General features: G+C 37.8%; 13 protein-coding genes. 7 read left to right on the forward strand and 6 right to left on the reverse strand.

The genetic code is table 11. The annotated features are described in order from the left end of the window. Window positions 1-608: 608 nt before the first annotated feature. Entirely contained in the window at window positions 609-2564 is a 1956-nt protein-coding gene (locus C9I86_RS12650; protein WP_080156201.1) for a DEAD/DEAH box helicase, read from the forward strand. Window positions 2565-2631: 67 nt separating this feature from the next. Here C9I86_RS12650 and C9I86_RS12655 read toward each other — a convergent pair whose 3' ends face one another. Next, on the reverse strand, window positions 2632-3549 hold the full coding sequence (locus tag C9I86_RS12655; protein ID WP_080156200.1) for a LysR family transcriptional regulator: 918 nt from the start codon (window positions 3547-3549) through the stop codon (window positions 2632-2634). Between the two features lie 231 nt (window positions 3550-3780). Here C9I86_RS12655 and C9I86_RS12660 point away from each other — a divergent pair, with 231 nt between their 5' ends. Together C9I86_RS12660 and C9I86_RS20070 are read left to right on the forward strand one after the other, a co-directional pair. Then, window positions 3781-4515: a beta-ketoacyl-ACP reductase gene (locus tag C9I86_RS12660; protein WP_080156199.1), complete on the forward strand. Its 735-nt coding sequence runs from the start codon at window positions 3781-3783 to the stop codon at window positions 4513-4515. A 353-nt stretch (window positions 4516-4868) separates the two neighbouring features. Next, window positions 4869-5021 carry a hypothetical protein gene (locus C9I86_RS20070; RefSeq protein ID WP_158258944.1) on the forward strand — a complete coding sequence of 51 codons (153 nt, stop codon included), beginning with the start codon at window positions 4869-4871 and terminating at the stop codon, window positions 5019-5021. Between the two features lie 56 nt (window positions 5022-5077). Here C9I86_RS20070 and C9I86_RS12665 read toward each other — a convergent pair whose 3' ends face one another. From C9I86_RS12665 to C9I86_RS12680, 4 genes are all read right to left on the reverse strand, one after another. Beyond that, window positions 5078-5878, reverse strand: a complete 801-nt coding sequence (locus C9I86_RS12665; protein ID WP_080156198.1) for a TOBE domain-containing protein — start codon at window positions 5876-5878, stop codon at window positions 5078-5080. A gap of 179 nt (window positions 5879-6057) precedes the next feature. Beyond that, window positions 6058-7401 carry a TldD/PmbA family protein gene (locus C9I86_RS12670; RefSeq protein ID WP_080156197.1) on the reverse strand — a complete coding sequence of 448 codons (1344 nt, stop codon included), beginning with the start codon at window positions 7399-7401 and terminating at the stop codon, window positions 6058-6060. Continuing rightward, entirely contained in the window at window positions 7401-8786 is a 1386-nt protein-coding gene (locus tag C9I86_RS12675) for a TldD/PmbA family protein (RefSeq protein ID WP_107276527.1), read from the reverse strand. The genes C9I86_RS12670 and C9I86_RS12675 overlap by 1 nt, the downstream gene beginning before the upstream one ends. A gap of 116 nt (window positions 8787-8902) precedes the next feature. Further along, complete coding sequence (locus tag C9I86_RS12680) at window positions 8903-9892, reverse strand: GTP-binding protein (protein WP_107276528.1); 990 nt, start codon at window positions 9890-9892, stop codon at window positions 8903-8905. A gap of 203 nt (window positions 9893-10095) precedes the next feature. On the opposite strand from C9I86_RS12680, the gene C9I86_RS12685 reads away from it, so the two are divergent. The 3 genes from C9I86_RS12685 (at window position 10096) to C9I86_RS12695 (ending at window position 12003) form a co-directional block, all read left to right on the forward strand. Further along, window positions 10096-10308 (forward strand): KTSC domain-containing protein, encoded by a 213-nt coding sequence (locus C9I86_RS12685; RefSeq protein ID WP_080156194.1) that lies wholly within the window; start codon window positions 10096-10098, stop codon window positions 10306-10308. A gap of 162 nt (window positions 10309-10470) precedes the next feature. After that, window positions 10471-11466 (forward strand): RelA/SpoT domain-containing protein, encoded by a 996-nt coding sequence (locus C9I86_RS12690; RefSeq protein WP_107276529.1) that lies wholly within the window; start codon window positions 10471-10473, stop codon window positions 11464-11466. Between the two features lie 114 nt (window positions 11467-11580). Next, window positions 11581-12003 carry a PACE efflux transporter gene (locus C9I86_RS12695; protein ID WP_080156192.1) on the forward strand — a complete coding sequence of 141 codons (423 nt, stop codon included), beginning with the start codon at window positions 11581-11583 and terminating at the stop codon, window positions 12001-12003. Window positions 12004-12057: 54 nt separating this feature from the next. Here the strand turns inward: C9I86_RS12695 and C9I86_RS12700 are convergent, their stop codons facing one another. Next, on the reverse strand, window positions 12058-13449 hold the full coding sequence (locus C9I86_RS12700; RefSeq protein WP_158258945.1) for a diguanylate cyclase domain-containing protein: 1392 nt from the start codon (window positions 13447-13449) through the stop codon (window positions 12058-12060). A gap of 820 nt (window positions 13450-14269) precedes the next feature. Here C9I86_RS12700 and C9I86_RS12705 point away from each other — a divergent pair. Then, on the forward strand, window positions 14270-15592 hold the full coding sequence (locus C9I86_RS12705) for a paraquat-inducible protein A (RefSeq protein ID WP_080156566.1): 1323 nt from the start codon (window positions 14270-14272) through the stop codon (window positions 15590-15592). The last annotated feature ends 8 nt before the right edge of the window (window positions 15593-15600 follow it).

Genomic DNA, 15600 nt, shown 5'->3' on the forward strand with positions numbered 1-15600 from the left:
TGTGTCATAAAGTAAATATTTAATAACAACATATGATGATAAATATAAATAATAAAGAAAATATCGGCTAGAAACAGAAAAGAACCTTAAAACGGCATATATAGCTTTTTTATGTTTTGGTAGCACTAAATTTATATAAAGCAATGTTAATTTGTTTATTTAAATTCATTAAAAAACAATAACTAAAGGTGAGTGTTGTCGAGGAGTGCTCGCTAAGCATAAAAAATCAAAAAGAACACTTATATAAAGAAGGAACAAAAAAAACGGCAATATAAAAATGCTAATAAAAGATTACCCTAATCTAATGTCAAAACTCAGTTTAATAGATTAAGTTTGGTAGCGAGGTTAACTATTGCTCTTATTTTCAACAACATAGTTAATTGGTAATCGATGAAAAGTTCTAAAATGTTTATCAGATGTACTATTTGTTCAATAAATGGTTGTTTGTGAGTTATTTTGTGACGTTGTTCAATTTTTTCTGGCTTTTTATCCAGTATTAGCCCACAATACGCCCCCTATTAGTCGAGGCCCGTGCTAGTGGTTGCTGTTGCAGAACCCTCTGTAGCAAAGGGGCCCCGTTTTTAAGTTGATCATATATTGGGATCCCAATGCAAGAAACTGTTACAGAATTTCGCCAATTAGATTTGGCCGACACGCTTTTATCCGCACTAGACTCTATGGGTTTCGTATCGCCTACACCTATCCAGGCGGCGTCAATACCTCTACTTTTAACTGGTACGGATGCGCTTGGTAAAGCACAGACTGGTACTGGTAAAACAGCAGCGTTCTCGTTGCCTGTACTGAACAAAGTAAATCTTTCTCAGCATAAGCCACAAGCTATTGTTATGGCTCCAACACGTGAGCTTGCAATTCAGGTTGCTGCAGAAATTAAAGTACTTGGTCAAAATATCAAAGGCCTTAAGGTTCTTGAAATTTACGGCGGTGCTTCAATCGTTGATCAAATGCGTGCACTAAAAAATGGTGCTCACATTGTTGTTGGTACTCCTGGTCGTGTTAAAGACCTTATTTCACGTAAGCAACTTCACCTAGACGAAGTATCTACTTTCGTTCTTGATGAAGCTGATGAAATGCTAAAAATGGGTTTCGTTGACGACGTTACTTGGATCATGGAACAAGCACCAGAAACTGCACAACGTGTACTTTTCTCTGCAACTATGCCTCCAATCGTTAAAGAAATCGTTGATCGTTTCTTACGTGATCCAGCACGCATTGACGTTGCAGGTGAGAACCGTACTGTATCTCAAGTATCTCAACAATTTTGGGTTGTTAAAGGCGTAGAGAAAGACGAAGCAATGAGCCGTCTTCTTGAAACTGAAGATACTGATGCATCAATCGTATTCGTTCGTACTCGTCAAGATACTGAGCGTCTAGCTGATTGGTTATCTTCTCGTGGCTTTAAAGCTGCGGCACTTCACGGTGATATTCCTCAGTCGCTACGTGAGCGTACTGTTGACCATATCAAACGTGGCGTGATCGATATTCTAGTTGCAACTGACGTTGTTGCTCGTGGCCTTGACGTTGCACGAATCACACACGTATTCAACTACGATATCCCATTTGATGTTGAGTCATACATCCACCGTATCGGCCGTACTGGTCGTGCTGGACGTGAAGGTAAAGCGATCCTATTGGTTCGTACTAACCAAATCCGCATGCTACGTACTATCGAGCGTGTTACTAAGTCTCGTATGGAAGAAATCCAACTTCCTCTACGTGATCTAGTAGCTGCATCTCGTTTAAACCGTTTAGGTGAAGAACTAGCTGCACAGAAAGAACAAACAAATGTTGATGCATTCGTTGAACTAGTAGCAAAACTACAAGAATCAATCGATGTTGACGCAGCAACACTAGCAGCAATGCTTCTTCAACGCCAACAAGGTAATCGTCCTTTATTCTATAAAGGTCCAGATCCAATGATCGCAGCTATCGAGCGTGAATCACAACGTCGTGAGCGTCGTGGTGATCGTGATGACCGTGGTAGTGATCGTCGTGGTGACCGTCCTGATCGTGGCGAACGTCGCGGTGAGCGTGGTGGTGAGCGTGGCGAACGTCGCACTTTCAACAGCGCTGATTGGGATACTTACCAATTACAAGTTGGCCGTGAGCAAGGCGTTCAAGTTAAAGATATCGTTGGCGCAATTGCAAACGAACTTGGCTTAAGCAAAGAGTTCATCGGTGCAATTAAACTTGCTCCTTCACATACTTTTGTTCAACTTCCTAAGAAGATGACAGCAGAAGTTGCAGCACAACTGAAGAAACTACGTATTCGCCAGAATGACGTTAAAGCAGTTGTTGTTGAAGGTGAAGTACTACGTGAACATCGTCCACGTACAGGTAATCGCGACGGTAACCGTGGCGGTGAGCGTACTGGTCATCGTGGTAGCCGTGACGGCAATCGCGAAGGCAACCGTGGCGGTGAGCGCGGTGGCGAGCGTCGTTTCGATCGCAACCGTGGCAACGATAGCCGTGGTGGCTACCGTGGCAACCGTGATGGTGCAGCAGCACGTCCAGCGGGCGACCGTAAGCCACGCACTGACGCTTAATTTGCGCTAGCGTAATAAAAAAAGCCAGACGAAAGTCTGGCTTTTTTATGTCTTTTTTTTGAGGGTATCAACTTACATTACGGCTAAGGTTAATGTCTGCGACGCGTTTCAATAGATATTCTTTAAAATTAGCACAGCGAGCTGGCATGTATTTTCTGGGTTTGTAATATAAGCTCAGTTCAAACTCACTGCTAATATAGTCATTAAGCACTGATACTAAATTGTTTTGCTGTAAATCCTCTTGAATCAAGCTGTAAGGCAAATACGCAATTCCCCCACCAGAAAGTGCAATACTTTTTAAAATTTCACTGTCATCAACTTCGACGGTACGTGAAATCTGTACTGAGTTATATTCTCCATCTTGTTCAAAAATCCAACGGTTTCCACCAACAAGCGTGGTTGCAAATAAACATAAATGATTTTTTAAATCGTTAGGAATAACGGGTTGCCCATAACGCACAATATAAGCAGGTGAGCAACATGCTTTTAGTGGCTCACGGAATAGGGTTCGTTTTACCAATAAACTGTCTTTATCTTGAAAACCACGATAAGTCGCATTCGCGCGTATCGCAAAATCAACTTCATGCACATTATCGACTTCAAAAGCCGTTTCAATAACGACAAAATTAATGTTGGGGTTATCACTGACGTATTCACCAATAATGACACTTAAATAATGCTTGGCAAACAGTGGAGTACAGGCGACTTTTATGGTGCCACTATCTTCTTGGCTGAGGTTTTGTATTTCATTAAGTACATCGGTGATTTGATTATTAATCTGCGTGAAACGTTGAAATAAGTGTTGCCCAGCCTGTGTGACAGAAATTTTGCGCGTAGTTCGTTTTACCAGACTGATGCCCATCATTTCTTCAAGTTCAGTGATCCAACGGCTTCCTGCTGATGCTGAAATACCATATTGTTTTGCTGCTTCTGTGACAGATTGGCACCGTACAACATGCAGAAAAAAGATAATTTTATTTAGCATCGTTTTCCTTACGACAACAATTAAAAGTAAAAATAAGCTATGAATAAAGTATACCAATATGCTTCATGTTGCACTTAATAATAGTGGTAATAATGGCGATTATCTTGTTTATGCAATTGTGTCTTGTGATATTAGGCCTAATGTTCTCGCTAGAGTTATCTAGAATGAAGATTAAGCACTTAGTTTTACTTTGTGTAATAGGATGATAATAAATATAAAGAGGGGAAAAATATGTTAGCAGGTAAAGTATGTCTTGTAACAGGTGGGGCTCAAGGAATTGGCCGTTGTATTGTTGAAACCTTTGCTCGTCAAAACGCAACCCGTGTTATTGCTTGTGATATGAATATGGGCATGATGGCGGATCTAGAACAACAGTTTCCTAATGTGACCGCTTTAGAGCTTAATGTTTGTGATCGACAAGGGGTTGCAGATGCTGTGAAGCAGTTAACAGAACAATATGGGCATATTGACGTTTTAGTGAATAATGCTGGCATCACACGTGATAATTTAATCGATAAAATGACAGAGGCTGACTGGGACTTAGTCATGGATGTTAATCTCAAAGGGGTATTTAATATGACCCAAGCGATTGCACCTACGATGATGCAAACAGGCAGTGGTTCAATTATTACCATGTCGTCAGTTGTGGGAACCGACGGTAATATAGGTCAGACTAACTATGCCGCCACTAAAGCTGGTGTGATTGCAATGACGAAGTCATGGGCAAAAGAGTTTGCGCGTAAAGGTGCACAAGTACGTGCAAATTGTATTGCTCCTGGGTTTATAGAAACACCAATGACAGTCGACTTACCTGAAAAGGTGATTGATCATATGACATCAAAAACACCATTAAAGCGTATGGGTAAAGCACAAGATATTGCGAATTGCGCATTATTTTTAGCGAGTAAACAATCAAGTTTTATTACGGGACAAGTATTAAAAGTCGATGGTGGATTGGTTATTTAGTGATTGATTATGATTAAGCGTTGTTTTAAAACCATTGTGTCTATTGATTGTTAATATTAATAGATGCAATGTTTTTTATATTTATCACGCTAAGGGTATGGTTATATAAGCATCATATTTATCAATGTTTCTTTGTTTATGTTAGTTTACGGTAAAATTAGTATATTTTTGAAATTAAAGTGAAGGTTTAATTAATAAAAAGCGTTAAAATGCTAGTAGCGTAAATTGCACTTTACTGGTATTTCATAATGATATTTTCATCGGCTACACTATGGTTTATAAGTATTGCTTGCGTTCCATTATCCGTCACCTTTTTTTTATGTTCACTTAAACAGAAAAAAATTTGGTGGAATATGACGACCTTAGCGTTTGTCTTTATTGCCTGCGGATTGATCGTTGTTCAGCAATATGAAGATTATGCACGTTTTACTGACTGTATAAGAAAAGGTTTTAACTACAATGCATTTTCAGGTGAATGTAGTGTGGGTGTACAAGATATAAAATGAGGATTGATAATAAGCTCATTCCTTTGAGCATAAGGTTATTATTATCAATTTATTCTTTAGCACATACTCGCAACAATAACCTGAGTTGAATGAAATAAGCCGTAAATAGGCATACCTAACCGTAACGTTTCATCCATTAAATCTTGGTTGTCAACGAAAGCACAAATGCTAATTTCATCAGTTAAGCTAATTGTGATTTCAGTTGATTGCTTATCTTGTTTCATTGCGGTAAGTGTACCAAGCAATTGGTTATCAAACCGATCCCGCTTTCCATGAATAAGATTTTCTTCACTACAGACCGTAATTGCTGGCCCTTTAATTAATGTCACCACATCTTTGTTAGGCTTAAGGTGCAAACGCAAGGTACTGCCATGGGTGATTGTTGCTTGAATCTGATGCTGCTCAGTAATCGCAATAGTGACCACATCATATAGGTCATGGGTTTCAATGGCGCTAATATGCCCAAATAATTGATTACGCGCGCTTGTTTGTAGTGAGAAACGACTCATAACGCCGAGCAGGCTATCAAGAGGTGCATTTTCATCATTAAGCGCTTGTAAGCCCATATCTTGAATTTTATTTAACAGATCATACATCTGGATCAGACGTTGACCAAATCGCGTTAGGGTTGCGCCACCACCGCCTTTACCACCTTTCTCACAGTTAACTAACGGTTGTTCGTTGCTGGTGTTCATATCTTTAATTGCATCAAAGGCGGCTTTATAGCTAATGCCTGCTAATTTAGCTCCTTGGCTGATAGAACCCGTTGTATCAATGGCTTTTAAGAGTGCAATACGACGTGGGTTAGCAAACATTTTATTATTCATTTGTAGTGTTGCAATGGCAGTAAGATTCATGGTCTTATTCTCATTCTTATTAGGTGTTTTTTCTATGTTATCGCATTTTGTGAAAGATTTTAAATCTAATAATAGGGATTGTTAGTTGTAACGATAATAATGGACAAGTATTTGAGTTGGCGCAAAAAAAAACCTTACTGATGAAGAACATCAGTAAGGTTTAATCAGGTTAAATTGTATTATTTCCCTGCGATATTTAAGCGAGAGAAGCGTATTTTAGGAGCATAGAAACTGCGGCTATAGTCATTATCAAGTTGGTTTCCTACGGCATCAATTTCTTTGATCATTTGGTAGAAATTACCGGCAACAGTAATACCACGAACCGCTTGTACGCGTTGTCCGTCACGGCAGAGAAAACCACTAGCACCAAATGAGAAGTCACCACTTACGGCATCAGCACCTGAGTGAACGCCTTGTAATTCAACTAATTCAAGGTATTCACCAGCGGTAATATCTGCTTCGGAACTACTACCTGCTTGAATAACGGTATGAGAACCACCGACACCTAATCCACCTTTGGCTGAACGGGAACCATTGGCTGTATTCTCGATGCCAAAATAACTCGCAGTGTGGCTATTGTGTAATAAGCTCTGAAGCTTACCTTCACCAATTAATAATGTGTCACGGGTTGCAAATCCCTCACTATCAAATGCTTTAATTGCAAAGCCGCCATTTACATACGCGGTATCAGTAATAGTTAGCAGTGGGCTTGCAACTTGAGTATGAAGCGCATCACGCCAAGGGTTTATCCCTTTCATTGCTGCTTGTCCTGATAGACACATGCCATAAGCAGAAAAGAGGTTACTCAAAGCACTAAGGGTAAATATTACCGAGTAGTGCTTACTGGCAATGGGAGCACCATCTAATAGTGCTTGTGCCATGTCGTAGCCGTGGTTAATACAATATGTTGAATCTAGCTGATGAAATAAACGTCCTGATGACATACCACCATGCATGGCTTGTTTACCATCTTTTTCATATAAAGTATAAGCATAGCAATATGTTGAACGTTCATTATGACTGCATAATGTGCCTTGGGTGTTGGCTAAAATGACATGGCTATCTGATTCAGCAAAACCATTGTAAGGTGCGCTGGTCGCATTAGGCTTACTCACTACACCTTGCTCTAATGATAACGCAAGTGCAATTTTGTCATCAACAGTTGCCGTTTCTATTTGGTACACTTCAGGTTCAATTGTCGCTAATCGGCTATCAAGACAACTGATGTTCTGATGGGGATCTTGTTGAGAATATTCAGCATTAATTAGCGCATTATTTACCATTAAATCAAGGCTAGCGATATCAAGTGATTCTGAGTAACTGGTGGCCGTACGTTGATCTTTAACTACTCGTACACCAATGACTTGACCAGATGTTACTTTATATTCATCCAGTTCGCCTTGGTTAGCTTTTAATGAAAAATTGTTACTGCGATTTGCAATAACATCAGCTTCGGCATTATGTGCCTTAACACGATCAAGGACGTAATCGATGGCCTGTTGTAGTGCATTTTGATCTGTCATTAGTTGCCACCTCCCACAAGAATATTATCCACTTTCAATGCTGCTTGACCGACGGTTGTTGGCACTGAGCCACTTACAGATCCGCACATGCCAGCGGCAAGGGCAAAATCATTACCTATCATGCTAATTTCTTTTAGTACTTTAGGGCCTGTGCTGATTAATGTGGCTGATTTTAGTGGCTTGGTGATTTTACCGTTTTCAACTAAATATGCTTCTTGGACGGCAAAGTTAAACTCACCCGTACCTGGCTGTACTGATCCGCCGCCCATTTTCTTAGCATAAATACCACGTTCAACGCCCGCAAGCATATCATCAAGAGTGCTTGTTCCCGGTTCAATAAAGGTATTACGCATTCGTGAAGTAGGGGCGAACTTATAAGACTCGCGTCGACCGGAACCTGTACGTTCAAAGCCAGTTTTTAGCCCACCCATACGATCGACCATAAAACTAGTTAGCTTACCGTCTTTAATCAATTGAGTGCGTTGGGTTTCCATGCCTTCATCATCAATATTGATGGAACCCCATTGATTGGTCATGGTGCCATCATCAACAGCACTAACAACAGAATTAGCAATCATTTCGCCCATTTTGTCGTAAAAAACCGAGGCTTTTTTAGCAACAGAAGTGGTTTCAAGTAAGTGACCACAGGCTTCATGGAAGATAACGCCACCAAAGCCGTTACCAATGATGACTGGCATTTCACCAGATGGACAGGCGTCAGCAAACAGTTTAACCATGGCTTGTTGTGCCACATCATGTCCCAGCTTTTGTGCGTCTAGATGGGTGTTAAATTCCCATCCTGTAAATGCGCCAGGTGCTTCGTAACCTGTTGATTGCTCACTACCATTTTGTGCAACAGCATTAGCAGAAATACGGGTGTAATGACGAGTATCGCCAATATGAAGGCCATCGGAATTGAAGATCTCAATTTGCTGTTCACGTTGTGCAACACTACCGATAAATTGGGCGATTTTTTCGTTTTCAGCGCGAGCAGCTTGATCAGCTTGGCGTAAAAAGGCAATTTTAGCCGCCATATTGGTGTCTTGGCTTAGCGGTAATTGACAGCTATGTTTATTGTCATAACGGCTTAAATCGAAAGAGCCCGCCGTTAATATTTGGTCGCGTTTATCTTTTGCAGCCAGTAAAGAAGTAACACGTTTTAACTCTTCTTCATCGGTGCTATTGGTGTAACCGTAGAGGACTTTATGGCCAAAGAATAGGCGGATGCCAATGCCAAAATCAATGCCTGAGTTAACTTTATCAATTTCAGCCGAGATAAGTTGGACTGAACTTGATTGATGATGTTCGACAAATAATTCAGCAAAATCGGCACCAAGAAATAGCGCGTGATCAATGACGGTTTTAGCAGTATTAGGGTTTAGCATTTGTGCTCCCTTCTTTTTATGAGCTCTATTTTATAACCTAGCAGTAAAGTGATAAAATTTCTCACTATTACTGCAATCGGTATGAGCAATGAATCGATAAGTACGGATCAATAGGGTTATTTAGCTACTGTGTTTTCAGTGATTGAACATAAAATATTCTCTAGTTCATTCCACGGTAGAACTTCACTATCGATCACTTCAATGCGTGATTCAAAGCCTTCTAGCGAGAGTTCATTAACCGATACCACTTGATTGACCACGTTAAAGGCAAAGCAGCCATTTTCAGTATTCACTACAGCCTTAACACGATTAGCATTAAGATTAGAAAATAGACTAAATAGTTTTGAAAATTCAAATAATTGATCAGCTGCGAAGAACCAACCGCAACTGTGATAACCCTGACCATGGTTTTCTTTACGAATAAACTGCTGACCAGGAGCGAGCTCTAATTCTGGCAATGGTTCCATTTGATTATCGTGATGGTGGTGGTGGCTATGCTGTGCCTGACGTTCTATACGTTCAATGTCTAGCCACTCAAGTTCAAGACGACCATGATCTACTTCTGCGATTAGGGCTTTTTTAGGCTCTGCTTTTTCCATTGCGGTTTGGAATGTGTATAAATCAAAATCGTCACACTGATCGATTTTGTTGGCAACAACAACATCAGCTAATGCAAGTTGATCTTGGAAATTAGCGTTATCAGTATAAATACTGTCAGCAAAATGGCGAGGGTCAACCACTGTGATGGTTGCTCGAAGATCAACATAATTACGGTAGCTTTCAGAGGTTAACTTATTGATGACTTCTTTGGGATGACCGAGGCCTGTTGGTTCTAACAATAAGCGGTCAGGTTTTTGTGCGAGTAATGCGTTAATACCTACAGACATAGGTAAACCTGCCACACAACACATGCAGCCACCAGGGACTTCTTTAATAATTGCCCCTTGCTGTTCTAAAATAGCGCCATCGACACCAACATTACCAAATTCATTAATTAAAATGGCCCACTTTTCATGTTCAGGTTTGCGAGCGAGCAAAGAAAGAATAGAGGTCGTTTTCCCTGCACCTAAGAAGCCAGTAATAATATTTGTTGGAATACGTTTCATGTTTTTACTCAATTCCTAAACGATTAAGTACCAAAATAATACGGTCAGTTTACGTGAGCAGCCCTAAAGTGACTAGTATAACTGAGAGAAGCGTTAGTTAAGTGCCGTTTTTGGCTGCAAAAATGATGAAAAGCAAAAAAAAGTAGGTATGTTATAACGTTTTTGGCATGATTAATTATTCAAATAATAACGAGTGAATATGAATGATTAATTGGTTTATTGTGAGTTCTGATGTGATAAAAAAAATAGGGCATGATGCGAGTAATGACTGCCTTTATATTGATTTTGGCCAGCGCGGTGAGTACGAAGTTTATACTAATGTATCTCTATATGCTTTTTATCATTTTTCGTTAGCCACATCGATTGATGAGTATTACCAGCAGGTTATTCGGTCAAGTTATTCACTGCAGTCTTAATATTATTAGTGGTAACTTTGTTATCATTTTAAGATTCGTATTAAGTTGAAAAATATATGTAAAAAGCATAATTTAACGCATTTATTAAAATAACAAACACAACAATAAGTAATTGTTCGTTCGTTTTTATCTGTAATGTTATTTATCAATAAGTGAGTCAGCATGAGTATTGCTTCTTTGACAGAAGATGAGTTTCTTTACCAGAATCGAATTAGTCAACAGCAGTGGCAAGCAAGCCAAATTTCATGGTCGACATTAAAAGCAATTGGTTTGTGTCATGAACAACGAACCGAGGCATTGAATGTTACCGCAGAATCATATGCACGCATTATTCAGCAATGTTCTCATGTTCATTCTGTTCGTTGGCGAGTGAAAAAACCACAGCATTTGATGGAGAAAATTGTTCGAAAAACACAACCTAATAGTGCGACGTTTAAAGCTAAATATCTCGGTATTAATCAGTATAATTATGACGCCATTGTTACTGATCTTATTGGCGTACGTGCGCTACATTTATTTAAAGATGATGGGTTAGCTATTCATGATTATTTAATGAGTAAGTGGCAATATGAAGAGCCACCAGTTTATTATGTTCGAAATGGTGATGATGAAGTGTCGGCTGAATTACCCGCAGATATTACAGTAAAAATACATCCAGCAGGTTATCGATCATTACATTATGTGTTTGGTAGTGAACTACAACACCGACGTATTTTTACTGAAGTACAAGTGAGAACTATTTTTGAAGAAGCATGGACAGAAATAGATCATAAAATACGTTATCCCAATTTTTCTACTGATGCAGAAATTTGTTCTTTTTTATTAATATTTAATCGTCTTGTTGGATCTGCTGATGAAATGGGATCGTTTGTAAAACAGCTTGCTATTGAGGCTGAGCAACGACAACAAGCATTAATCGTATCAAAAAATAGAACCGAAACAAGTGTGCTTGACGTTGAAAATTTATTTCAACAATTAGAAGAGAAAGCTGAAAAACAACATAATTCTCAATTAGTTATTGATCAGCTTCGCCAGCAAGTCATGCAATTACAGGCGGATAAAAAAGCGTTACAACAATCCATGAATTTAAATATGCTATCGTCGTCAACTATGGTAACTCAGCGCAGCTATAAGGCTTCGGAATTGTTAGACAAATAGTTAATCTATCTCTTTTGCGGATAGGTTCTAGCTTGTTAATAGCAAAAAAACATTTATAGTCCGTATACAGAAAAGCTATCGATTATAAAAATACATGTACTGAGGGAATTTTTGATGAGAACGCGGTTGGATCGTATTCGCCATGCGATTTGTTTTGAAGTTATTGGTTTAATTTTATTGGTGTGTGTATTAAGCCAATTCGGGTTTGATGGTAGTCATGTTGGCGTAGTCGGGATTGCTTTTTCAATTTTAGCAACGGGTTGGAACTATATTTACAATATATGGTTTGATCGTATGCTTTATCGTCGTTATAAAACAACGGTAAAAACTACAATTGTTCGTATTCTTCATAGTATTGGATTTGAAGCTGGACTTCTTTTTGTTACGATTCCTATCTTATCTTGGGCGCTAAAAGTGACGTTATGGGAAGCTTTTGTGCTTGATATTGGAATGGTACTCTTCTATCTCATTTATGCATATGTGTACAACATTGCTTATGACCGCTTATTTCCAGTGCCAGTAGTACCACAAGATTAATACCGAATAATGTAAAAAAAGCCCCTAATGTTGATGATAACATTAGGGGCTTTTTTAATGGTTAACATAAAAACTGTAACAGTTTTTGCCCTTTTTCTTACTGTCATAAACCGCTTGATCTGCATTGTTGATCAATTGTTCGATATCGCGTGTTTGATTATCTGTTACGGCAACACCAATCGATGCTGAAAACGGAATGACTATGTCACCATTACTTACGGAACCATTTAGCTGACTAATCAGAGTTTCTAATATGTTGATTAAATCTGTTTCATTATTGAAACCACTGGTTAATACAATAAATTCATCCCCACCAAAACGACCAATTAAATCGATTGGATTATTAAAAAATGACTTCACATGTTGGGCAAAGATACTAATAACATCATCACCGTAATAATGACCTAAGGTGTCATTGATGGTTTTAAGGTTATCTAGGTCTATAAAAAGTAAGGCTAAATTTTGATGACGTTTTTGAATCGTAATGTTTGCATGTTGAATAAAGTACTTACGATTCAGTAAATTTGTTCGAGAACAATAGACACCATCTTTAGTCGTGTTAATGATGTTTTTAAAATGATGATTTATATCGATATTGCTATTTTTAGATGGTGATTGAATTGGAACAATAGAGGTACTTTCTTTAATAAATGCATCTATCGGAGATGTAATGATAGATACTTTTTTCATTAGGTAATAGCCAATAGCGATTGATGCAATGACAGAGATACAAATATTAATAATCATAAAAAGAACTCTATCTTTTAAATATTGATTATAGTTAAGTGTTGTAACTAAATACCAAGGTGTATTTTTTAATGGATGTAATGATAATATTTCAAGTTGATTTTTATTATTGATAACATGATAACTAAATGTGTTTTTATTCTTAATGTTATGTGATATTTGTTCGTTATTTAATGAAGAATAAATATTATTTTTCTTGAGTGTATTCGTGTTCTTACAATTATTACTGGTGTCTTTGCAATCATTGAGAATATTATTTTTGATGCTGGTGTTTTCTTGATAAGTTAAGGCGTGATTGATATCAGCATAAGAGACTGATGCAAAGATAGTGCCTTCATTAATGCTATTATTAAACGGCTTACAGATTATATAAACATAGCTATTAGAGATAGGAGAGTAGATTAAGTTACTAATCGTTAATCTTTTTTCCTGTATTGCTTGCTGAAAATAATGACGATAGTTTATATTTTCAGCATTCATTCGGTAAGTTGTTGCAGCATTACCTTTCATGTCACTAATACCTAATGTTTCGATATTAAATGCTTGTTGATAGGGGCGAATAATTTCAATTCGTTGGGGTAACTGTAATGATAGATCCTGCATGACGGTATCATTCGATATTGCTGTTAATAAGTCAGTATGTTTACTAACAATCGTTAATACATTGTTCTCTGTGACGGTCTGATTTCGTGTCAGCATCTTTTGAATATTAGTATATTGGTTATAGGACCAATAGCCTATATTGAATATAACTAATAAGCTTAGGCATAGTAAAATGTAGTGGGTGATCTTCTTTCTAATACTATGGCTAATGTTCATGTTGTGGTGTCTTTTATCGGATAATATATTGATACTTAATGAAATACTATATTACTGTGTTTGAAATACAGATGAATAGTCTTTATTTGTAACAATTCATCATGATTTCAAATCATAAGTAGGGATAAAAGTGGTTAAATTTACAATAAGCAGTATTTTTGTGTGAAAAAAAGGCGTTTTATTGGAGATTTGTGCTTTATTAAACTAAGTAGCATAATTCTGTTATTAGAAGAAGAGCATAAGTAAAAATTAACTGTTGGTAAATGTAATGCAGCATAGAGCGAGAATACTGTTATAATGTATACCGTTCAAAATAAAATTTCATAGTAAAGATAATGATAACTAATCATAAATAATCTAACTATATTAAACAATATATAAGGATTAATTATATTAATTAGCCAACTTTTGTTGTTAAGTTTTTGATGTTTAATGCATTACTTGTAATTATTGGATTGCGTTTTAGAATGATGGAATAACTGGCATATTCTAAAATAATCATATGTAGCGATATAGATTTAGGATGTGATAATAATGCGGTTTGGGGGGCTCAGCGAAAGACTGCTGACCATTTGTCTATTTTTTGAAAATGATTTTTAACATGTTAGTAAACTATACTATCAGATTTATTTGTCATAGGTGATGTACGTTGAGTAAACAAAGTAAACTCGCACGAAAGGCGGTTGACGTGCAACAATCGATGATGATTGCGTGTGAAGAGTGTGGGTTAGTCGTTGATATCCCGAATTTAAATGAAGGTGAAAAAGCGACGTGTCCTCGTTGTGGCCATACTTTAATCAAAACCGTTAGTTTACCTTTTCAACGTCCAGTTGCTTACGGTATCGCGTGTTTGATCATGCTAGCATTAAGCCTCTCATTTCCATTTTTATCTTTTACTGTAAATGGTATGGGGCATCAAATTACACTATTAAATGCGGCGGAAACATTGCAGCATTTTGAAAATAGTGTTTTAGCAGTTTTATTAATGACAACCGTTATTGTGTTTCCTGCGGCATATATAGTGTTAGTTCTTTACCTTTATTATTGTGCCCACAAAGTAAAGAATATTGGACATGTGATTCATGCGCGTAGTTGGCTTAAATTTTTATGCCGAGTATTGTTTAAAATCCAGCCATGGCTAATGGTTGATGTATTTTTAATTGGCGTGTTAGTGAGTCTTGTTAAAATATCCGCATTAGCTCACATAGGCTTAGGGAATTCGTTTTGGGCGTTTTGTCTTTACAGTGTATTAGTCGTTAAATGTGTTTCATTAGTTGATAGAACGTGGTTGTGGGATCAGTTTTTTGCCATGGTTCCCGTAGCAGGGGTTCATGATGGTGATACACATATGGATCATAACCATGTTGGGTGCCATGCTTGTAATCAAATAAATCCAATGCCAACAACCCATCACGCACGTTGTTTACGTTGTGATAGCCGATTACATGTCTTTGATGCTACCCATTCATTGCAATTTGCTTGGGCATATTTAATTGCCTCCATCGTTTTTTATATTCCCGCTAACTTATATCCAATGATGTACACCGTGAGCTTAGGTCAAACTGAAGGCTCTACGATTTTAGGCGGTGTTGTATTACTTTGGAAAATGGGGTCGTGGCCGATTGCATTAGTTATTTTCATTGCCAGTATTTTTATTCCTATGGCAAAAATGTTTACCTTAGCATGGCTCTACTTTTGTGCGGGTAAGCAAGCAGATAATTCCGCCCATGTCGCAATTAAACGTTTAAAATTATACCGTTTAACCGAATTTATTGGTCGTTGGTCTATGGTTGATATTTTCGTTGTTGCTATTTTGGTGGCTTTAGTACAGTTACAAAATGTGATGGCAATTTCACCGGGTCCTGCGGCGTTATGTTTCGCAACGGTGGTGATATTTACAATGTTATCAGCGATGAGTTTTGATCCGCGGGTATTTTGGATACCTAAAGGTAAGTCGTATAAACAAGATTCAGAGTTAGATGCTACTGAATCCCATTCAGTAGTGCCTAGTGTACATAAATGAGAAAGCAG

This window comes from Photobacterium sp. NCIMB 13483, from assembly GCF_003025475.1.
Taxonomy (GTDB): domain Bacteria; phylum Pseudomonadota; class Gammaproteobacteria; order Enterobacterales; family Vibrionaceae; genus Photobacterium; species Photobacterium piscicola.